Origin of the sequence: Streptomyces sp. NPDC047072 (assembly GCF_040643855.1) — a bacterium.
Taxonomy (GTDB): domain Bacteria; phylum Actinomycetota; class Actinomycetes; order Streptomycetales; family Streptomycetaceae; genus Streptomyces.
Map to the genome: position 1 here is coordinate 19917 of NZ_JBEYVC010000099.1, position 19397 is coordinate 39313.

The 19397-nt window shown below is 72.6% G+C and carries 13 protein-coding genes and 3 pseudogenes; 8 read left to right on the top strand and 8 right to left on the bottom strand.

Going from position 1 to position 19397, the window contains the following annotated elements; genetic code table 11:
* Window position 1: 1 nt before the first annotated feature.
* Together metG and ABZ896_RS32880 are read right to left on the bottom strand one after the other, a co-directional pair.
* Window positions 2-1720, bottom strand: coding sequence for a methionine--tRNA ligase (gene metG, locus ABZ896_RS32875; protein ID WP_360937048.1), 1719 nt, complete (start codon window positions 1718-1720; stop codon window positions 2-4).
* A 142-nt stretch (window positions 1721-1862) separates the two neighbouring features.
* The gene (locus ABZ896_RS32880; RefSeq protein WP_360937050.1) at window positions 1863-3866 is read right to left on the bottom strand and encodes a VWA domain-containing protein; all 2004 of its coding nucleotides are present in this window, start codon (window positions 3864-3866) and stop codon (window positions 1863-1865) included.
* Between the two features lie 272 nt (window positions 3867-4138).
* Between ABZ896_RS32880 and ABZ896_RS32885 the strand changes: the two genes are divergently transcribed.
* A complete protein-coding gene (locus ABZ896_RS32885) occupies window positions 4139-6187 on the top strand; it encodes a PhoX family protein (protein ID WP_360937052.1) in 2049 nt (682 codons plus the stop codon).
* A 48-nt stretch (window positions 6188-6235) separates the two neighbouring features.
* Here the strand turns inward: ABZ896_RS32885 and ABZ896_RS32890 are convergent, their stop codons facing one another.
* The 3 genes and pseudogenes from ABZ896_RS32890 to ABZ896_RS32900 all read right to left on the bottom strand — a co-directional run bounded on the left by ABZ896_RS32890 (window position 6236) and on the right by ABZ896_RS32900 (window position 9624).
* Window positions 6236-8155 carry an FUSC family protein gene (locus ABZ896_RS32890; protein WP_360937054.1) on the bottom strand — a complete coding sequence of 640 codons (1920 nt, stop codon included), beginning with the start codon at window positions 8153-8155 and terminating at the stop codon, window positions 6236-6238.
* Window positions 8156-8169: 14 nt separating this feature from the next.
* A pseudogene (locus ABZ896_RS32895) lies at window positions 8170-8492 on the bottom strand (endonuclease/exonuclease/phosphatase family protein); the annotation flags it as partial.
* Window positions 8493-8874: 382 nt separating this feature from the next.
* Window positions 8875-9624 (bottom strand): alpha/beta hydrolase, encoded by a 750-nt coding sequence (locus tag ABZ896_RS32900; RefSeq protein ID WP_360937056.1) that lies wholly within the window; start codon window positions 9622-9624, stop codon window positions 8875-8877.
* Between the two features lie 95 nt (window positions 9625-9719).
* On the opposite strand from ABZ896_RS32900, the gene ABZ896_RS32905 reads away from it, so the two are divergent.
* A complete protein-coding gene (locus tag ABZ896_RS32905; protein ID WP_360937058.1) occupies window positions 9720-11099 on the top strand; it encodes a PLP-dependent aminotransferase family protein in 1380 nt (459 codons plus the stop codon).
* Here ABZ896_RS32905 and ABZ896_RS32910 read toward each other — a convergent pair.
* Window positions 11078-11659 (bottom strand): HAD family acid phosphatase, encoded by a 582-nt coding sequence (locus ABZ896_RS32910; RefSeq protein WP_360937060.1) that lies wholly within the window; start codon window positions 11657-11659, stop codon window positions 11078-11080. The genes ABZ896_RS32905 and ABZ896_RS32910 overlap by 22 nt on opposite strands.
* A 54-nt stretch (window positions 11660-11713) precedes the next feature.
* The gene (locus ABZ896_RS32915) at window positions 11714-12601 is read right to left on the bottom strand and encodes a hypothetical protein (protein WP_360937062.1); all 888 of its coding nucleotides are present in this window, start codon (window positions 12599-12601) and stop codon (window positions 11714-11716) included.
* Between the two features lie 130 nt (window positions 12602-12731).
* Between ABZ896_RS32915 and ABZ896_RS32920 the strand changes: the two genes are divergently transcribed.
* Window positions 12732-13274, top strand: a complete 543-nt coding sequence (locus ABZ896_RS32920) for an SH3 domain-containing protein (RefSeq protein WP_360937064.1) — start codon at window positions 12732-12734, stop codon at window positions 13272-13274.
* Window positions 13275-13296: 22 nt separating this feature from the next.
* Here the strand turns inward: ABZ896_RS32920 and ABZ896_RS32925 are convergent, their stop codons facing one another.
* Complete coding sequence (locus ABZ896_RS32925) at window positions 13297-13734, bottom strand: hypothetical protein (protein WP_360937073.1); 438 nt, start codon at window positions 13732-13734, stop codon at window positions 13297-13299.
* Window positions 13735-13873: 139 nt separating this feature from the next.
* Between ABZ896_RS32925 and ABZ896_RS32930 the strand changes: the two genes are divergently transcribed.
* The 5 genes and pseudogenes from ABZ896_RS32930 to ABZ896_RS32950 all read left to right on the top strand — a co-directional run bounded on the left by ABZ896_RS32930 (window position 13874) and on the right by ABZ896_RS32950 (window position 19296).
* On the top strand, window positions 13874-15019 hold the full coding sequence (locus ABZ896_RS32930) for a PP2C family protein-serine/threonine phosphatase (protein WP_360937066.1): 1146 nt from the start codon (window positions 13874-13876) through the stop codon (window positions 15017-15019).
* Window positions 15020-15087: 68 nt separating this feature from the next.
* Window positions 15088-15705: pseudogene (locus ABZ896_RS32935) on the top strand (hypothetical protein); the annotation flags it as partial.
* A 1383-nt stretch (window positions 15706-17088) separates the two neighbouring features.
* Window positions 17089-17502, top strand: a pseudogene (locus tag ABZ896_RS32940) (hypothetical protein); the annotation flags it as partial.
* A gap of 125 nt (window positions 17503-17627) precedes the next feature.
* Window positions 17628-18287, top strand: coding sequence for a hypothetical protein (locus tag ABZ896_RS32945; protein WP_360937068.1), 660 nt, complete (start codon window positions 17628-17630; stop codon window positions 18285-18287).
* A gap of 154 nt (window positions 18288-18441) precedes the next feature.
* Window positions 18442-19296 carry a hypothetical protein gene (locus ABZ896_RS32950; protein ID WP_360937070.1) on the top strand — a complete coding sequence of 285 codons (855 nt, stop codon included), beginning with the start codon at window positions 18442-18444 and terminating at the stop codon, window positions 19294-19296.
* Window positions 19297-19397: the final 101 nt, after the last annotated feature.

A 19397-nucleotide genomic window follows, 5' to 3' on the forward strand; every position in this document is an offset into this window, starting at 1 on the left:
CTTACGCGGCCGGCGCGCCGCCAAAACGCTCCTTGTAGTTCTCCAGGTCCTCGTCCGTGAGCTTGGCGAAGAGGACCGGGGGGACGGTGAAGGGGATGCCGGGGGTGAGGGTGGTGAGGGACTTGGCCTCGGGCGGGGTGGTCCAGGTGGCCGTGTCGTCCTTCAGGGCGAAGGCCTGGCGCATGGTGGCCGCCGTCGTCGGGATGAAGGGTTCCGAGACGACCGCGTAGAGGTGGATCAGGTTCATCGCCGTGCGGAGGGTGAGGGCCGCGGCTTCCGGGTTCGTCTTGATCTCCAGCCAGGGGGCCTTCTCCTCCAGGTAGGAGTTGCCGGCCGACCACAGGGCGCGCAGGGCCGCCGCGGCCTTGCGGAACTGGAGGGACTCCATCTGCTGCTCGTACTCGGCGAGGAGGTCCGCGATCTGCTCGCCCAGCTTCGTCTCCGCCTCGCCGGGCTCGCCGCCCGCCGGGACCTCCTCGCCGAAGCGCTTCTTGGAGAAGGAGAGGACTCGGTTGACGAAGTTGCCGAGGGTGTCCGCCAGGTCCTTGTTGACGGTCGCGGTGAAGTGCTCCCAGGTGAAGGACGAGTCGTCCGACTCGGGGGCGTTGGCGATGAGGAAGTAGCGCCAGTAGTCGGCGGGCAGGATGTCCAGGGCCTGGTCGGTGAAGACGCCCCGCTTCTGGCTCGTGGAGAACTTCCCGCCGTAGTACGTCAGCCAGTTGAAGGCCTTGACGTAGTCGACCTTCTTCCACGGCTCGCGCACGCCCAGTTCCGTGGCCGGGAACATCACCGTGTGGAACGGGACGTTGTCCTTCGCCATGAACTCCGTGTAGCGGACGTCGGCGTCGACGTCGTACCACCAGGACTTCCAGTCCCGGTTCGCCGGGTCCAGGTCCGCCCACTCCTTCGTCGCGCCGATGTACTCGATCGGGGCGTCGAACCAGACGTAGAAGACCTTGCCCTCCGCCGCCAGCTCCGGCCACGTGTCGGACGGGACCGGGACGCCCCAGTCCAGGTCACGGGTGATCGCACGGTCGTGCAGGCCCTCGTTCAGCCACTTGCGGGCGATCGAGGAGGCGAGCTGGGGCCATTCCGCCTCGTGGGCCGTCACCCACTCCTCGACCTCGTGCTGGAGCTTCGACTGGAGGAGGAAGAGGTGCTTGGTCTCCCTCACCTCCAGGTCCGTGGAACCGGAGATCGCCGAGCGCGGGTTGATTAGGTCGGTCGGGTCCAGGACGCGCGTGCAGTTCTCGCACTGGTCGCCGCGGGCCTTGTCGTAGCCGCAGTGGGGGCAGGTGCCCTCGACGTAGCGGTCCGGGAGGAAACGGCCGTCGGTGGGGCTGTACACCTGGCGGATCGCCCGCTCCTCGATGAAGCCGTTCTCGTTGAGGCGGCGGGCGAAGTGCTGGGTGATCTCGACGTTCTGCTCGCTGGAGCTGCGGCCGAAGTAGTCGAAGGCGAGCGCGAAGCCGTCGTAGACCGCCCTCTGCGCGTCGTGCGCCTGCGCGCAGAAGTCCGCGACCGGGATGCCCTGCTCCTTCGCGGCCAGCTCGGCGGGGGTGCCGTGCTCGTCCGTCGCGCAGATGTAGAGGACGTCGTGGCCGCGCTGGCGGAGGTAGCGGGAGTACACGTCCGCCGGGAGCATGGACCCCACCATGTTGCCCAGGTGCTTGATCCCGTTGATGTACGGAAGGGCGCTGGTGATGAGGTGTCGAGCCATCGGGGGCTGCTCCCAGGTCGGTGCTGTCTCGGGTTTTCGAACCTTGAAATCGTAGCCGACATGTGTATGCCGCCCGCTTCCCGTTTTACGGGGTGAGAAGCGGGCGGCAGGGGTGGTGCTGCGGGTGGTGCTACGAGTTTTGCTACGGGCGCCAGTCGATCAGTACGCCGTCGTAGAGCTCGGCGTCCGTGAGCTCCTTGGGGGTGGGGCCCGCGTGGAAGAAGGCCGCGTTGGGGGTCTTCAGCTTGCGGAGGTAGTCGAACGCCTTGTTCTCGTGCTCGCCGAACGCGACGAACGAGAAGAACACGGTGGGGTGGGTCTTCGCGGCGTCGGTCAGGGCCTGGGTCGCGGGGGTCTTCGCGTCCGGGGCGCCGTCCGTCTGGAAGATCACGAGGGCGGGGGGCTTCGTGTCGGGGGCCGTTGTTTTGTCGTAGTGGGCGAGTACGGCTTCCACGGCTGTGTGGTAGCTGGTACGGCCCATGCGGCCGAGGCCGGCGTGGGCGTCGTCGATGGCGTCGGGTGGGGAGGTGGGGGTGAGGTCGATGGTCCCGTCCACCTCGGTGGAGAAGAAGACCACGTGGACGGTGGTGTCTTCTGTGCTCGGGGTGAGGTGGGTGGCGAGGGCGAGGGTCTGGTCGGCAAGGGCCTGGGCCGAGCCGTCCTTGTAGTACGGGCGCATGCTCGCGGAGCGGTCGAGGACGAGGTAGGTCCTGGCGCGGGCGGTGGTGAGGCCGGCCTTGGCGAGGGCGAGGGCGGCGGCGTCCTGGGCGACGGCGGCCTCGGCTTCGCCTTCGGCGCCGGTGTTCCCACCGGCACCACCCGTGCGGCTTTCGTCGTCGACCGCGGGTGGCCCCTGCGGGGCGGAATCGCCGTCGGCGGCCGCGGGGGTGTCGCCTGCGGCGGCTACCGGCTCGGGGGTGGGGGCCGGTTCCGGGGCAGCGGCCGAGTCGGGGGTGGCGGAAGGCTCCGGGGTGGCGGCCGAGTCGGGGGTGGTGGAGGGCTCCGAGGTGGCGGGGGGCTCCGGTGCGGTCGACGGTTCCTGCGCGGTCGCGGTCGACGGTTCCGGGGCGGATGCCGGCTCCGGCTCGGGGGCTGATTCCGGTGCGGGCTGCGGGGTGGGCTCGGTGGTCGGCGCGGCTTTCGGCTCTTCCTCGGCCACCGGCTCGGGGGTGACCTCGGCGGCCGATTCCGGCTGCGCCTCGGGCTCCTCCTGCGGCTCCGCCGCGACGACCGGCTCGGGCTCCGGCTCAGGGGACGCCTCCGCGGCTGGCTGCTCCGTCTCGGGGGCGGCCTCCGCGGCCGGCTCCTCCGCAGCGGCCTCGGCGGGAGCGGTCGGCTCGGCGGCTTCCGCCTCCGGCTCGGTGGCGGTCGCGGAGGCCGGCTCCTCGGCGGCGGGCTGGTCAGCCTCGGGCGTGGGCTCGGCGACCGGCTCGTTCTCGGTGACTTCCGCGTCCGCCGTCGCCTCGGCCTCCGGCGCGGAGGTGGACTCCTCCGTGGCGGTGGGCTGGTCCGGCTCCGGCGTGCTCTCCGCGACCGGCTCGTTCTCGGCGGCTTCGGTCTCCGCGATCGGCTCGGCCGCGGCCTCGGAGGCGGGCTCCTCCGGCTCAGGGGTGGCCTCCGGAGTCGGCTCCGGCGTGGCAGCGGCCTGCTCGGGCTCCGACGCGGACTCCGCGACCGGCTGCTCCTCCACCGACTCCGAGCCCAGCTTCTCCTCCGAGGGCTCCGTGACCGGCTCCCCCTCTGCCGACTCCGCGGCCGGCTCCTCCTCCACGGACCCCGTGACCGGCTGCTCCTCCACCGGCTCCGCAGCCCGCCGCTCCTCCGCCGTAGTCGTCGGTTCCCCCGCCGGAGGCGTCTGTTTCGGGATTGCCACGTTGTCGAACGCCGCCGAGACCAAGTCGTGCTCGGCCTGGGACAGGGGCGTGGTGGGCTTGCGGGGCTCCGGGACCTCTGTCGTCGCCGTCGGCTCAGGCATCGGGTCCGGCGTGAGCGTCGGCGTCGGCGTGGGCGTCGGCTCGGTCGGCGTCGCTTCCGGCGCCGCCGTCCGCTCCGGTGCCGTCGGCTCAGGCGCCGCCTCCTGCGCAGGGACCCGCCCCTTGCGTGAGCGGCCGCCGAACGCGTTCCGCAGGAGAGTGAGAATGCCCATGTGCGCAACCCTTCGCATGAGTTGAAGCCCGTCAATCCCTGGCCAGGACGGACACGTAAGGTTAGCGGCCCCCGACGGCGATCTTCGGCAGGGGCCAACAGGCCACAGATGCCTACGTCAAGGCTCACATTCGGCCTCAGTACGGCGTCCCACGCAACTCCCCTACGGACACCCCGGGTTCATCCGACGTTCACCGCCCCGCCCCGCTCCCGCACGGACACGCACCTACCGTCCGTCACGCGAGCTTCAAGGGGAAGCAAGGGGAGTGCAAAGTGCGTATACAGCTGCCGTTGATCAGGACGTCCGGCGGGGAAGGTCCGTCGCATCCCGGTGGGCGGTCCGCCCTCACCTGTCGTTTTCGGTGTGGTGACGCCTGTTTCCACCCGGCGCCCAACACCACCGCCAACCCGTACGTCGGCGACGTCATCGCCACCGCGCTCAGCCGCCGTACGGTGATGCGCGCCGCCGCGGTCGTCACGGCGGCCACCGCCGTGGGAACCGTCGTCCCGGCTCAGGACGCTCAGGCGGCCACCAAAGCCAAGGGCGCCCGCGGCCTCCGCTTCACCCCCGTCGCGCCCAACACCGCCGACACCGTGACCATCCCGGACGGCTACCGGCAGAACGTCGTCGTCCGCTGGGGCGACCCCATCCTGCGCGGCGCGCCCGCCTTCGACCCGGAGCACCAGACCGGCGCCTCCCAGGCCGGCCAGTTCGGGTACAACAACGACTTCCTCGCCCTGCTGCCCCTCCCGGGCGAGCACGGCCGGCAGATCCTCGTCGCCAACCACGAGTACACCGACGAGGTGCTCATGTTCCGCGGCTACGACGCCGCCAACCCCACCCGTAACCAGGTCGAGGTCGCCTGGGCCGCGCACGGCCTCGGTGTCGTCGTCGTGGAGGGGGACCGGAGGACCGGCGCCCTCCACGCCGTACCGCGTCATCCGCTCAACCGGCGCGTCACCGCCACCACGGAGTTCCGGCTCACCGGGCCCGCCGCCGGCAGCGACCTCCTCAAGACCTCCGCCGACCCGACCGGCCGCAAGGTCCTCGGCACGCTCAACAACTGCTCCGGCGGCACGACCCCGTGGGGCACCACCCTCCACGGCGAGGAGAACTTCAACCAGTACTTCGCCAACGGGACCCGGACCACCGACAAGCGGTACGGGCTCGGCACCGGCGCCACCGAGCGCAAGTGGGAACGCTTCGACAAGCGGTTCGACGTCGCCCAGGAGCCCAACGAGTCCCACCGGTTCGGGTACGTCGTCGAGCTGGACCCGTACGACCCGACCTCAACTCCTCGTAAGCGGACGGCTCTTGGGCGTGTGAAGCACGAGGGGGCGACCGTGCGGCTCACCGACGACGGGCGTCCCGTCGTCTACACCGGTGACGACGAACGGTTCGACTACTTCTACAAGTTCGTCGGCAGCAAGCGGATGAGGCACGGCAGCGGGCGGAGCGCGCGCGAGCACAATCTCTCGCTGCTCGACGAGGGGACGCTGTACGTCGCCCGTCTCACCGGTGACTCGCCCGCCATCGAGATCGACGGCACCGGGAAGCTGCCCGCCGACGGGGAGTTCGACGGGAGCGGTGAGTGGATTCCGCTGGCCACGGCCACCGCGAAGGGGGCCGTCTCGCATGTCGAGGGGATGACCGCGGAGGAGGTGTTCGTCTTCACCCGGCTCGCCGGGGACAAGGTCGGGGCGACGAAGATGGACCGGCCCGAGGACATCGAGCCCAACCCGCACACCGGGAAGGTGTATGTCGCCCTCACCAACAACACGAACCGGGGTGTTGGGGCGAACGCCGTTGCCGACGAGGCGAATCCTCGGAACGCCAACAAGCACGGGCATGTTCTCGAGCTGACCGAGCGGTGGAATCGGGCCGACAGTACGAGGTTTGCCTGGACGTTGTTCCTCGTCGCCGGTGATCCGGAGGATCCGGGCACGTACTTCGCCGGGTTCCCGAAGGAGGGTGTCAGTCCTATCTCCTGCCCGGACAATGTCGCCTTCGATCCGCACGGGAATCTGTGGATCTCGACGGACGGCAATCAACTCGGGTCGCACGACGGGTTGTTCGGGGTCGCCACCAAGGGGGAGCGGCGGGGGGAGTTGAAGCAGTTCCTCACGGTGCCGACGGGTGCGGAGACCTGTGGGCCGCTTGTGCAGGATCGGCGGGTGCTGGTTGCTGTGCAGCATCCCGGGGAGATCAGTGGGGCGACTGTCGAGAGTCCCGCGAGTACGTGGCCGGATGGGCCGGGGAAGATCGTTCGGCCTGCTGTGGTGGCTGTTTGGCGCAAGGACGGAGGGGACATCGGGGTTTGATGGCGGCTGCGGGGCCGGTGGGGGCTGGTCGCGCAGTTCCCCGCGCCCCTAGGTAGGTTGCGCCACGGCTCTTGCGGCTGCTACCTCCTGCCTCAGTGGCTCCAAAACGCTGTCCGCAGGACCTGGCAGGTCTGTGCGGACGGCGTACAACTCCTCCGCCTCCCTCAGGCCATCGGCCAACTGCCGCAGCTGCAAAGCAACTTGCGCAACCTCGGCCGGTGACGGCGGCTCCGCCCCATGCCGCACCCGTACCCTCGCCGCCGTCGTCGCGTCCACGATCCGCTCCACCGCCACCACCAGGGGCCACCAGGCCGCCGCCCGGCGGCCCATGGGTGGGGGTTCGGTCAGGGCGCGTTGGAATTCTGTGCGGATGACGGACAGGTCGCGGTAGAGGCGGCGGCGCATGCGGGCTCGGGCCGACGGGTCGACGTCGGCGCCGAACGCCGCCTCCACGTACCTCGCCGTGTCCGCCACCGCGTCCGCCAGCCGGTCGCCGACCCTCGTGTGCCAGCTCTCCGGCCACAACAGATACCCCGCCACCAGCGCGATACCGCAGCCGATGAGGGAGTCCAGCAGGCGGGGCATCAGCAGGGCCGTGCCCTGGTGGTTCAGGACGTCCGAGAGGAGCAGGATCACCGGGGTGATCGCCGCCGTCTGGTAGCCGTAGCCCCGAGGGGTCAGGAACGGGATCAGCGGGGCCAGCAGGAGCATCACCGGTACGTCCCACCAGCCGCGCGGCACCTCCGACAGGACCGCCGCGGCGACCACCAGCCCCGCCACCGTGCCCAGCGCCCGCAGCAGCGCGCGGGAGAACACCGAGCCGAAGTCGGGCTTGAGGACGAAGGTGATGGTCAGGGCGACCCAGTAGGAGCGGGGAACCGGGATCAGGGAGACCAGCGCCTGGGCGAGGCCGATGCACAGGGCCAGGCGCAGGCCGTAGCGCCAGGAGGCCGCCGACAGGGCGACGTTGCGGGCGGCGCGGGCGGCCCGGATGCGCAGGGCGGCGGGGCGGCCGAGGCGGTCGTCGAAGCCCTGGGGGTCGATGTCCGGTGCGGCGACGACCTCGGCGGCGTGGCGCAGCGCGTGGTCCACGGCTCGCGCCGTCTCCGAGGTCGGCGGAGGGAGCCGTAGCTCCGGAGTGGAGCCCGTCTCGACGGCGCGTGCGAGGTGTCGTACGGCTTCGGGGATCTCGTCGGGCAGGCGCGTGCCGCCCAGCTGTGCGGCCGGGGCCGCCTCCACCACCGGGGTGATGGCGTTCAACTGGGCGAGCAGGCGGGTGAGTTCGGGGCTGCGGCCGTGGTGGCGGGCGCGCCGGGCGAGGATCAGGTCGTACGACTGGTTCAGGGACTGGGTGACGGCGTGCCGTGCCTCGTCGTACCGCTCGCGTCCGCAGGCCGCCATCAGGGCGGCGACCGTGCGGTAGGTGCCCGCGACCGCGGCCCGTTCCGGGACCCCGGACCTGAGCGGCCAGGCGAGCAGCGCGAGGGCCAGGACCAGGAGCCCGCCGCCGGTCATGAGCACGGGGGCCAGCCACCACTCGCCCGGCATCGGCAGACCCGCGCCGACCACGGAGTTCAGCAGCAGGAGCAGGCCGGAGACCGAGGCCACCGCGCCGATCGTCGAGATCATGCCGGAGACGAGCGCGACGCCGGTGACCGCCGCCACCGCGAGCCAGCCCTCGCCGTAGACCAGCGAGCCGAGCGTCACGCCGAGCGCGCCGAACAGCTGGGGGATCGCGATGTTGAGGATGCGCATCCGGTACGCGTCGGCGGTGTCGCCGATCACCCCGGACAGGGCGCCCATGGAGGCGAGGGCGCCGTACGCGGGCTGATCGCACAGGAGGCCGACGGCCACCGGCAGCGCCATCGCGATCGCCGCGCGCGCCACCGCCGAGCGGTTGACGGGCGCCTGCTGGGGCCGGAGGTTGCGCACCAGCCAGTCGGGCGGGGTGAGGTCGATCCGGGACATGCGCCCATTACACGTCATTCCCGCTGGTGGAGCGTGAGGTCGACCAGCAGGGCCCGGCGGTCCGTGTCCGCCAGGTCCAGGAAGCGGGCGTCATCCGCCGAGAAGTCCGCAGACACCAGTACGTGGTCGATCTGGGCGCCGATCGCGGGGGCCGTGCGGGCCGGCCAGGTCGGCGTGCGGGCGGCACCGACGCGGCGAAGTCCCGGACATCGGACAACTCCCGGCGCCACAACGTGAGTTGGCCGGGCAGCGGTGGCATCGGGTGGGCCAGTTGCAGGCGTACGGCGTGACCGCGCACGTCGGCGACGGCGCCCGGCATGCCCATCCTGGTGCCGGGTGCCTTCGGCGCTTTGGCGGGTGCGGCCCGGTGGGGGCTGGTCGCGCAGTTCCCCGCGCCCCTAAAAGAGCTCCAGTGCACCCCGGCTGTCTTGTGTGGCCGCGTATGGCGGTGAGGGGACGGGGGTGGGGGGTGTCCGCCCGCAGCGGCCGGCGTCCGTTACCCCGTACCTCTCAATCGACAGCACCGCCGGACCGAGGACGGATACCCCCCGCCCCCGGCCCCGACCCACCACCGAACCGTAGGCGCATCTTTTAGGGGCGCGGGGCTGTGTCGATATGCGGCTCCGCCGCGTGGGCGCAAAACGCCCGCCCCCACCAAGCCGCACCCGCCGCGGCCGATGCCGGTCGATACCGAGTCTCCGGCGGTTCACCGTCCGCCCCTACGAGCGGCTGTCGACCTCCACCAAGAACGCCCCGAGCGCCGCGTCGAACTCGGCGGGCCGCTCCAGGTTCGGCAGATGCGCCGCGCCCTCGACGACGTGCAGCGCGGAGTCGGGGAGGGCCGCGTGCATCGCCTGCGCGTCGGCGACGGGCGTGTAGGTGTCGTCCGCGCCCACCACGACCAGCGCCGGGACGGTCAAACGGGTGAGCAGCTCGCGGTAGTCGGGGCGGGCGGCGCGAGCGCGCAGAGCCGCCGCGGCGCCCCGCGGGTCGGTGGCCGTCATCATGCGGTGCACGTGCGCCTTGACCTCGGGGGCGGCGTACGGCGCGACCATCTTCTCCAGCACCTCGTCGGCGTACCCGCGCATCCCCTCGCGCAGCAGCCGGTCCGCCATCTCATGCCGGACCCGGACGCCCTCCGGGGTCTCCGCCGCCGGGAAGGTGTCGGCGAGGACCAGGCCCCGGATCCGCCCCGGGAAGCGGCGGCAGCAGTCCATGGCGATCTGCCCGCCCATCGACAGGCCCGCCAGCACACAGGTCTCGATCCCCGACGCGTCGAGGAGCGCCTCGATGTTCTCGGCGAACTGCTCGAAACGCGTGACCGGAGAGGCGTACGGCGGAGTGCCGTATCCGCGCAGGTCGGGGGCGAGCACCCGGCGGTCGTCGGAGAAGGTGTCGAGCTGCGGGTTCCACATCGTGTGGTCGAAGGGGTGGCCGTGGACCAGGACCAACGGGGTTGCTGTCGCCATGTGTTCGACCCTAGGTCGGCCCAACACATCGGTGCAATAAGATCTTTGCCCTCGGTGCAATCCCGGTGGCGAGGCAGAATCAGGACGGAGGTTCCATGACCGACTACCGGCGCATAGCCGACCGCATAGCCGCCGACATCACCGCCGGACGGCTCCGTCCGGGCGAACGCCTGCCTCCGCAACGGCAGTTCGCGCGCCGGTACGGCATCGCCGCGTCCACGGCGGAGCGGGCGTACGGCGAACTCGTGCGGCGCGGGCTGGTCGTCGGCGAGGTGGGCCGCGGCACCTTCGTACGGGCCGCGCCGGACGACCCGGCCGGCAGGGGGCTCACCGAGGAGGCGCCCGCGCCGGTCAACCTGGAGCTCAACTACCCCTCCGCGGAAGGCCAGTCCGAGCTCCTCACCCCCGCGCTCTCGGCGCTCCTGCGCCCCGACGTGCTGGCCGAGTCCCTGCGCCCGGCCGCCGCCACCGGCACCCCCGCGGCCCGCGAGGCCGCCGCCGACCTCCTCGCCACCCCGGGCTGGCGCCCGCGCCCCGAGCGGATCCTGTTCACCGGCAACGCCCGCCAGGCCGTCGCCGCCGCCCTCGCCTCGCTGGTCCGGCCCGGCGGCCGGCTGGGCGTCGAGCAGCTGACGTACCCCGTGGTCAAGGACATCGCGGCCCGCCTCGGCATCACGCTCGTGGCGCTGGCCACCGACGAGGAGGGCCTGCGCCCCGACGCGGTGGCCGCCGCGCACCGCGCCGCACCCCTGGCGGCGCTGTACGTCCAGCCCACCCTGCACAACCCGACGTCGGCCACCACGAGCCGCGAGCGCAGACGCCAACTCGCCCGCACCGTCGAGTACTTGGACATCCCTGTCGTGGAGGACCGGATCTGGTCCTTCCTCGCCGACACCGACGACCCGCTCGCCTCCTACGCCCCCGGCCTCACCCATGTCGTCGACGGGCTGTCCAAGCGGGTCGCGCCCGGGCTCACCGTCGGCTTCCTCGTCGTACCGCCGCGGCGGGTCGGGACGGTGGCGGACGCGGTGCGGTCCGGGGGGTGGAGCGCGGGGCGGTTCGCGCTGGAGGCCGGGGTGCGGTGGATGACGGACGGCACCGTGGACCGGCTGGTCGCGGCCAAGCGGGCGGACGCGGGGCGGCGGCAGCGGATCCTCGCGGCCGGGCTGCGCGGCTTCGCCGTACGGTCGGATCCGCGCGCGTACTACGCCTGGTGGGAGCTGCCCGCGCCCTGGCGGGCGGACACCTTCACGGCCGCCGCGGCCGCCTACGGCATCGCGGTCACCCCGGGGCCCGCCTTCGCCGTCGACCCGAGCCGCACGCCGGACGCGGTGCGACTCGGGCTCGCCTCGGCCCCGTTGGCGGACCTGGAGCGGGCGCTGGGCACGCTCGCCGATGTCGCCGCGCGGGGCGCGGGCCACTCCAACGGTCGCTCCGACGGCCGCTCCGACGGTCAGTCCAACAGGCCGTCGTAGTCGGGGAGCTTGTAGGTGGCGTCGGCGTAACCGCCGTCCAGGTCCGTCGTGTTGTTGCCGATGTTCGCGACGATGTCGTAGCCGTTCGCCTCGATCGCCTTGCGCTGCGAGGTCTTGAAGGTCTGGACGGACTGGCTGACCATCTGCGCGACCGTGCGGGCGTAGAGGCCGTCGACGGTGTAGCCGACGTTCTTCAGGTTCGACGTGGTCACCGAGTCGAAGAGGTTGCTGCGGGCGCTGATGAAGAACACGCTCAGGCCCTTGGCGTGCGCGTCCTGGGCGAGGGCGAGCACCGGCGGGGTGGCCGGGGTGTTGGTGCCGACGCCCTCGAAGTGGCTCTCCAGCGCGGTGTTGTCGATGTCGAGCACGATCGCGAGCTTGGCGCCCGAGGTGTTCGCGGCGGCCCGGGAGTCGATGTAGGTCTGCGCGGGACCGGTGACGGCGGCCACGTCGGTCAGCCACTGGGCCTCGGTGACGTCGGCGGCCTGCGCGGGGAGGGCGGCGGCGAGCGAGAGGGCCAGGCCGGTCATGGCGCCAAGGTGGAGGGCGATGCGTGTCATCGTGGGGGCTCCTCGGTTCACGGCGGCCGCGCGGCTGCTGCCCGCGGCCGGTCGTCACCCGACGCTGCCGGTTCCCGGCGTGGGCCGGGTGGCGGCCGGGGGATCACCCGGTGACACGATGGTCATGTTCTGGTCAGAAATCTGTGAATCCGGAGCGGGAGCCGTACGACCGCGCAGGTACGGGACGGCCCAGGTGCCGAGCGCGACCGTCAGCCCCACCGCCACCAGCAGCCAGGACGCCTGGCGCAGGGTGGCCGTCAGGGCGTCGTAGACCGCGCCCGCGGCCGGGCGGTGCACCGGGTCGCGCAGGTCGGCCAGGGTGAAATGGCGGCCGATCGCGACCGCGAGACCGAGCAGCGCGCCGCCCAGGGCGGTGCCGAGGGCGGTCGCGGTCAGCGCGCGGCGGCGGCAGGCGGCCACCGCGATCCCGGCGACGGCGAGCACGGCGGCTGAGACCGGCAGCCAGAAACCGGCGACTTCGAGCACGTCGTAGCCCCTTCGCAGACGGTCGAGTTCGGGCGCCGGGAGCACGGCGACCGTGGTGTGCGGCAGCGTCCCGTGGTCCACGGTGGCGAGGTCCACGGTCACCTCGTGGTGGCCGCCGTCGCGGATCGCCCTCAACACGGCCTGGTGGACTGCCCGGTTGCCCGCGTCCCAGGCGCCCGGGAAGGCCGCGGTACGGGTGAACTCCCTTGCGAACGGCCGTATCGGCGCCCCGAGTTCACTCGCCGCCGCGTCCGCGACACCGTCCTGGACGGCCGGGTCGGCGGCGAGCGGGGCGAGGGCGGTGACGTACCGGTCCGTGTCGGCGAGCCCGTACACCGCCCAGGCCGCGAGGGCGCCGAACGGCACGAGGAGGCAGGAGAGGGCGATCAGCACGGCCGACAGGGCGGTGCGGAGGCGGGCGGACCGGAAACGGGCGGACCGGAAACGGGCGGGCACCCTGCCAGGGAACGGCGCCGAAGGCGGCCGTGCGAGCGGTGGAGCTGCGGATTCCACCTTCCGGTGGAGGGTTCACCCGAACGGGTGTCTCATGGATCAAGGGGACATCAAGGGGATAAGGAGGCCGACCATGCGCACCACTACGGCCCTGCGGACCCTGGCCGTGGCCCTGCTCACCGGCGGAACGCTCGCCGTCTCGGCGGCGGGCGTCTCAGCGGCGGCAGCCCCGCCCACGTACACCGAAGGCCACGGTGGCGGCAGTCCGATCTGGGGCACCATCGTCTCCCGCACCGCCCTCAACGTCCGGGCGGCGCCCACCACGGACTCGGCGGTCGTCGACCGGCTGTCCCCGGGCAGCCAGGACCGCGTCGAGTGCATGGTCCGCGGGCAGAGCGTCAACGGCAACCCGTACTGGTACTGGTTCGTCGGCGCGCAGGGCTGGGTCAGCGCGGCGTTCGTCGACACCTACGGCGCCCAGGTGCCGTCCTGCGCGGACCCGTGCCCGCGCTGGAAGAACGACACCTGGGCCAACCCCGACTGGAACGACCCCAGTTGGTCCGGCTCCTGGGCGGCGTCGGCCTCCGGCACGAGCGCGTCGGGCTCGTGGAGCTGGAGCGCGGCGGGCTCGTCGACGTCGACGAGCCCGTGGAACTGGATACCGAGCGGGTGGTGAAGTCCCTGACGGACGGTGAGGGTTACCGGATGCGGTTCCCCTCACCGTCCTCCCGCGTGTAGTACCGGTAGAAGAACACCGCGAAGATCCCCGCGCTCACCACCGTCCCGATCGCCACGGACCGCAGCACGCTCTGCCCGGTCTGCGCGTACAGGAACCCGATCGCGGCCCCGGCGAACCCGGACTTCACCGCCGAGTGCAGCTCGCGCTTGAGCAGCGGAGCCCACGTCGCGACGGCCAGGCACAGCACGATGAACGCGATCGCCGTGACGAACCCGAACAGCACGTTCCAGCCGGTGATCGGCCCTCCGCCACGGCGGTTCGCGGCGGCCCAGTAGCCGTAGACGAGCCCGAGCACCACGGGAATCCCGATGCGCGCGGCCTGGTGCGTCCGCGCGTCGAAGATGTCCGGCGTACGGGGTGTGTGCGGTGTACGGCGTGTACGCGGTGTGCGGGGCATCCCACCGACGGGTGCGGCATGGGCCATGAGAGCACTCCTCTCGCTCCGAACCCCCGCCTTCCAGAGCACACCTGCGGGCAGCCCCTGGCAAGTCGGTGTACGACGTGCGTCCCGTACGCCCCCGTGTTTCGCTGGCCCCATGAGCACGGTCGGCCGGGGGCAGCTGCTCCGCCTGCGCGGCCGCAGCGTCGCCTGGCTGCCGCCCCTGCTGCTGCTCGCGGCGATCACGGTGGTCGACTTCAACACCGGCGGCGAGTTCCGGATGATCTCCTGGGTCGTCCTGGTCCCCGGTATCGCGGCCGCGATCTGCGGGGTCCGGGCGACCGCCGTCTTCGCCGCGCTCTCGCTCGTGACGTACTTCCTCGCCGACAGCGCCTGGCCCGGCCGCTACCAGTCCGGCCTGCCCGACTTCGTGCTCGTCGCCGTCGGCGGGGTCCTCGCCGTGCTGGCCTGCGCGGTCCGGGTGCGCGGCGAGCGCGCGATGCTGCACATGCGGGACGTCGCCGACACCACCCGCCGCACCGTGCTGCGCCCGCTGCCACCCGTGTGGGGCGGGCTTGAGCACGCGGAGGTGTATCTCGCCGCCGACAGCGAGGCCCGCGTCGGCGGCGACTTCTACGACATCCAGCCGGGCCTGCACGGCACCCGCGTCCTCGTCGGGGACGTGCAGGGCAAGGGGCTCGGCGCGGTGGAGGCGGCGGCCGCGCTGCTCGGCACCTTCCGCGAGGCGGGGTACCACGAGCCGGACCTCGCGACCGTCGCCGAGCGGCTGGAGACCCGGATGCACCGGCACGACATCCATGTCACCGCCCTCGGCCGCGACGACGGCGACCGCTTCGCCACGGCGGTGCTGCTGAACTTCCCCGCGGTCGACACGGGGGTGGTGGAGGCGATGGTCTTCGGCCACGAACCCCCGCTGGTGGTGGGCGAGTCGGGCGTACGACCGCTGCTGGCGGGGGACGGACTGCCGCTGGGGCTCGCCGGGCTGGCGTCGGAGGGCCCGCCGCGCGTGCACCTCGTGCGGGTGGCCCCCGGCGAGACACTGCTGCTGACGTCCGACGGCGTGACGGAGGCGCGGGACGGCACCGGGGCGTTCTACGTGCTCGCCGAGGAGGTGGCCCGGGCGGTGGCCGCGGATCCGCGTACGGTCGAGCCGGAGCGGCTGGTGACGGTCGTCCGGGACGGCACGTTGCGGCACTGCGGGGGCCGACTGGCCGACGACACCACGGTGTTCGCGGTGCGGCGGGTGAACCGGCCTGCCCGAAAGGGACGTTTGCAGTCCTGAGGGCGTTCTTTGCACGCGCAGCGGTTAACGTGCTGCGGTACTGATCGACGGGGGAAGGGGAGGGACCGATGCCCGGGACCGTGCTGCTGCTCGCCGCCTCACCGGCGGGCAAGGGCTGTCTGGTGGACGCGGCGTCCGTGCTTCCGATCCTCGCGGCGGTGGCGCCCTCGGTGCTCTCCGGTACGGACACGGCGAACGTGATCGAGCTGGCGGACCCGCTGGAACCGCAGGCCGTCCTGACGCGCCTGCGCGCGGCGGCGGCAGCGCCGGGGCCGTTGACGGTCTACCTCACCGGCCAGCTCGCGCTGGACCGCCGCCAGCACCTCCCCCACCTGGCACTGGCCCGAACCACCCCCTCGACGGTCCGCTACACGGCCCTGCCGTGGCAGTGGATCCGCGAGGAGTTCCGGCTGCGGGCGCCCGGGGCGACGACCCTCTTCGTCGACCTGCACGCGGACGGGGAGGCGTGGGAGTGGCTGCGCACGAACGCGCTCGACGCGGGCCGCAACAACGTGGTCTACGGCCGGGTGGCACCACCGCCGTCCCGCCGCACCCTGTCCACCCCCACCTACATGAAGGCCCTGGCCACGATCCTCCGCAGCGGCCACCGCCCTGCTCCGCCGGACCTCCACCACCAGACGCTCGCCCGCCTACGCGACGAACCGGCTACGAACCTGGTCCTGTCGGGGGCGGGGTATGTGGCGGGACCGGGTGCGGTGGGCCGGGGGGCGTTCTCGGGCGGGGCGGGACAGGCCGGGGTGCCCGGGGCGGCGACGCAGGGTCCGGTGGTGGGTGGGAACGGGGCGCCGGGTCGCCCGGTCTCCGGTGGGGCGGGGCGGGTTGTGCCGGGGGGTGGGGCGACGCCGACGTTGATTCTGGGCGGGGTGGGGCAGGTCGCGGCGCCGGGAGGAGGGCCGTCGGTCTCGACGCAGGGAAGGCCGTCGCCTGGAGGTGTGCCGGCGGTTCCGGTACAGGGAGGGACGCCGTCGGTGCCGTTGCCTGGAGGGGCGTCGCAGGGTGCGGCGTCGGGAGGGGCGTTGCCGTTGCCGGTGCCTGGAGGGTCCTCGCAGGGAGGCCCGCCTTCGGTGCCGCTGACTGGAGAGGCGCCGCGGGTTGCCGCACCGGGAAGCACGGGCGGCCCCACCGACGCACCGCCCCACGCTTCCGCCGGCACACCGCCCCACGCTTCCGCCGGCGCGCCGCCCCACGCTTCCGCCGGCGCGCCGCCCCACGCTTCCGCCGGCACGCCGTCCCCGACTCCCCCCGGTGGACCGACCCTGGCTCCCACCGGGCCGCCCCCGGCCACGCCGCAGCCCACGGAGAGGCCCGCGTCGGCACAGCCTGCCGAGATCCCCGCTCCGGGCTTGGCCGCCGCCACGACTCCTACCTCGCCGCAGGCACCCGGGGCCGCCATGTCCGCCCCGCTCCCCACGGCCCGGACGTCCACGCGCACTCCTGAACCCCCCACCTCTCCGCAAGCCCCGACCACCCCCGCCCCTGCGTCGACGTCCGCTCGCGAGGTGCTCGCGGCCGGGCCGGCTTCCGTGGCTCCTGCCTCCGCGCCGGTCCCCGAGGGGCCCGCCCCTACGCAGCCCCCCACGCTCCCCACTCCCGCGCCAACTCCTCCGGCATCCGCCTCCGCCCTGGCTCCCGCCACCCCTGCTGCTGGCTCGCTCCCGTCGGCGTCAGTCTCTGCGCGGGCTCGTGGCGCCGTCCCCGCGTCGACTCCTCCGGCATCCGCCCCCGCCCAGGCTCCCGCCGCCCCCGCTCTCGGACCGGTCCCGTCGGCGTCACCCCCCGCGCAGGCTCGTGGCACCGCCCCCGCTCCCCTCCCTTCGGCCTCCCTCCCCGCCCAGGCCCCCGCCGCCCCCGCCACCCCCGCACCCCCGTCGACCCCCGCACCCCCCACCCCGAACCCCACCTCCCCCCAACCCCCCGTCCGCCCCGCCGCCCCCACCGCCGTACCCCCCTATCCCTCGCGCCCCCCTCAGGTGGGTGTCCCCACTGGCCCCCATTCCGGATCGGGGCTGCCCCCCGTGCCCCCCGGATTCGCCCCCGTCTCCGACGACGATCCGCATACCCGGATCACCGTCGCCGTGCAGGGTGGGCGGCATCAGGAGGCTGATTCGTTGGCCATGGGGTATGAGCAGGTGGCGTTGAGGGCGCATGGGCCGGGGTCGGAGCAGGCTCTGCACTGGACGGAGGTCCGTGCGGATCTCGCGATGTTCGCGGGGGATCCGGGCCGCAGCTGTCGGCTGTGGCTGACCGTGGCCGGCGCCCGTCTCACCGCCGGCCAGGCCCCCGACGCCCCCGCGGTCGAGGCCGCCGTGGACCGTGCCCACCACCAGTGGGGCCGCGTCACCGACCCCACCCGCGCCCACGAACTCGGCATCGTCCTCGCCGGCCTCCGCCTCCGCGTCCCCGGCCGGCAGGAAGGCGCCCTGGACCACATCCAACGCCAGCTGAAATCCCTCACTCACTAAAAGCCGCTAGAAGCCACCAGAACCCGTAAGGAATTGTTTGCCCTGTTGGAACGGGTGGCCGGTCAACCCACGGGCTCCCAGGATCGTGCCGTCAGCGACCCCCACCCCCTCCGACAGGAGCCCCCATGCGCCCCACCGCGCGCCCCCGCCGCATCCTCGCCGCCCTCGCCCCCGCCGTCGCCCTCCTCCTGATCCCCTTCTCCGCCGGGACGGCCAGTGCGAACACCAGCCCCGGCTGGGGCGACGACAAGCCCGACGTGATCTGGGACTGCAACCACGGCAGGACCGACCTGTGCCAGTACCACGAGGTGAACGCGTGGACGTCCCTCGGCAAGCGGCGCCAGGTCTCCAACGTGATCAACAACTGCGCGAGCAACCGCGATCTGACCCTCACCCGTACCGACACCGACACCACGAACACCGAGTACTCCTTCTCGCAGTCGACCTCCGTCGAGGTGTCCGTCGGCTTCAGCGACAAGATCGAGGAGGGCGTGAAGGCCAGCACGTCCCAGTCCGAGACCTGGACCGTCGGCAGCACCCACACCGCGACCGAGACCCACACCTCGACCATCCCGGCAGGGCAGCGCGGCGCCTGGTGGTTCGCGCCGTACGTCCACCACTCGCAGGGCTGGCTGGAGGTCCACTACGGCAAGCGCAAGGACGGCCACTACTTCTGGTACTACCCGGGCAGGGGCAGCACCGGCGTCCACGTCGACACCCCCGTCTCCCTGAAGGGCAACGGCGAGCTGAAGGGCCAGTTCTACTGGGCCACCTGGAAGTGCTGACCCACGGCACCCGCGTCGACCTCGAAGGCCTCGCCCCCGGCGGGGCCTTCACCCGTACGGCGCACGCCACCACGCCCTCACCGCCGTACCGCTGCTATCCACGAGGGAGGGGGATCGTAGCCAGCGGACGCACCCAGCGAAGGAAGGCCCTCCCATGGCCGAGCCCGTCTCCACCCTCTCCATAGACTTCACCCAGGGTCTCAACGACGCCTGGTCGAAGGTCGCCCAGTTCGTGCCCAAGCTCGTGGCCTTCCTGGTCATCCTGGCCATCGGCTGGTTCGTGTCCAAGATGATCGCCCGCGTCCTGGACCGGGTCCTGCGCAAGGTCGGCTCCGAGCGGCTGTCCGAACGCGCGGGCACGCAACGGCTGCTGCGCGACTCCAAGTACGACATGACGGGCATCGTCTGCAAGATCGTCTACTACGCGCTGATGCTGGTCACCCTCCAGCTCGCGCTCGGCGTCTTCGGCACCAACCCCGTCTCGACGATGATCAACGGCATCGTCGCCTGGCTGCCGCGGGCGATCGTCGCCGTGGTCCTGGTCGTCGTCGCGATGGCCATCGCCAACGCCGTCCGCACCATCGTCTCCGGCGCGCTCGCCTCGGTCTCCTACGGCCGTACGGTCGCCACCGTCCTGTGGGCCGGCATCCTCGCCCTCGGCGTCATCGCCGCGCTCGGCCAGGCGGGCATCGCCACCGCGGTCACCCAGCCCGTCCTGTACGCGGCTCTCGCGACCTGCGCCGGCATCCTGATCGTCGGCGTCGGCGGCGGCATGATCACGCCGATGCGGCAGCGCTGGGAGCGCATGCTGACCACGATGGAGGCCGAGTCGACCCGCGCCAAGGGCAGCATGGCCGCCTACCAGGCGGGCCGCGAGGACGCCCTCACGGGCCAGCCGGCCCGGGAGCGGGAGCGCACGCAGATGCCGGGCGACACGGGCATGCGCGGCGGCACGGACATGCGCGACCCGGGCATGCGCGGCGACCTGCGGGACCCCGGCGACATGTGACGCCGCGCGCCTGCCCGGTGTACGCCAAGGTGTACACCACCCCCTTGGGGAGGGGGTCGATGTTCAAGGTCAGCGGTACTGTACCGGGCTGGTCGACATCC

Coding starts and splice junctions, on each gene's coding strand:
- metG (WP_360937048.1), bottom strand. CDS start 1,720: ATGGCTCGACACCTCATCACCAGCGCCCTTCCGTACATCAACGGGATC.
- ABZ896_RS32880 (WP_360937050.1), bottom strand. CDS start 3,866: ATGGGCATTCTCACTCTCCTGCGGAACGCGTTCGGCGGCCGCTCACGC.
- ABZ896_RS32890 (WP_360937054.1), bottom strand. CDS start 8,155: ATGTCCCGGATCGACCTCACCCCGCCCGACTGGCTGGTGCGCAACCTC.
- ABZ896_RS32900 (WP_360937056.1), bottom strand. CDS start 9,624: ATGGCGACAGCAACCCCGTTGGTCCTGGTCCACGGCCACCCCTTCGAC.
- ABZ896_RS32905 (WP_360937058.1), top strand. CDS start 9,720: ATGACCGACTACCGGCGCATAGCCGACCGCATAGCCGCCGACATCACC.
- ABZ896_RS32910 (WP_360937060.1), bottom strand. CDS start 11,659: ATGACACGCATCGCCCTCCACCTTGGCGCCATGACCGGCCTGGCCCTC.
- ABZ896_RS32920 (WP_360937064.1), top strand. CDS start 12,732: ATGCGCACCACTACGGCCCTGCGGACCCTGGCCGTGGCCCTGCTCACC.
- ABZ896_RS32925 (WP_360937073.1), bottom strand. CDS start 13,734: ATGCCCCGCACACCGCGTACACGCCGTACACCGCACACACCCCGTACG.
- ABZ896_RS32930 (WP_360937066.1), top strand. CDS start 13,874: ATGAGCACGGTCGGCCGGGGGCAGCTGCTCCGCCTGCGCGGCCGCAGC.
- ABZ896_RS32945 (WP_360937068.1), top strand. CDS start 17,628: ATGCGCCCCACCGCGCGCCCCCGCCGCATCCTCGCCGCCCTCGCCCCC.
- ABZ896_RS32950 (WP_360937070.1), top strand. CDS start 18,442: ATGGCCGAGCCCGTCTCCACCCTCTCCATAGACTTCACCCAGGGTCTC.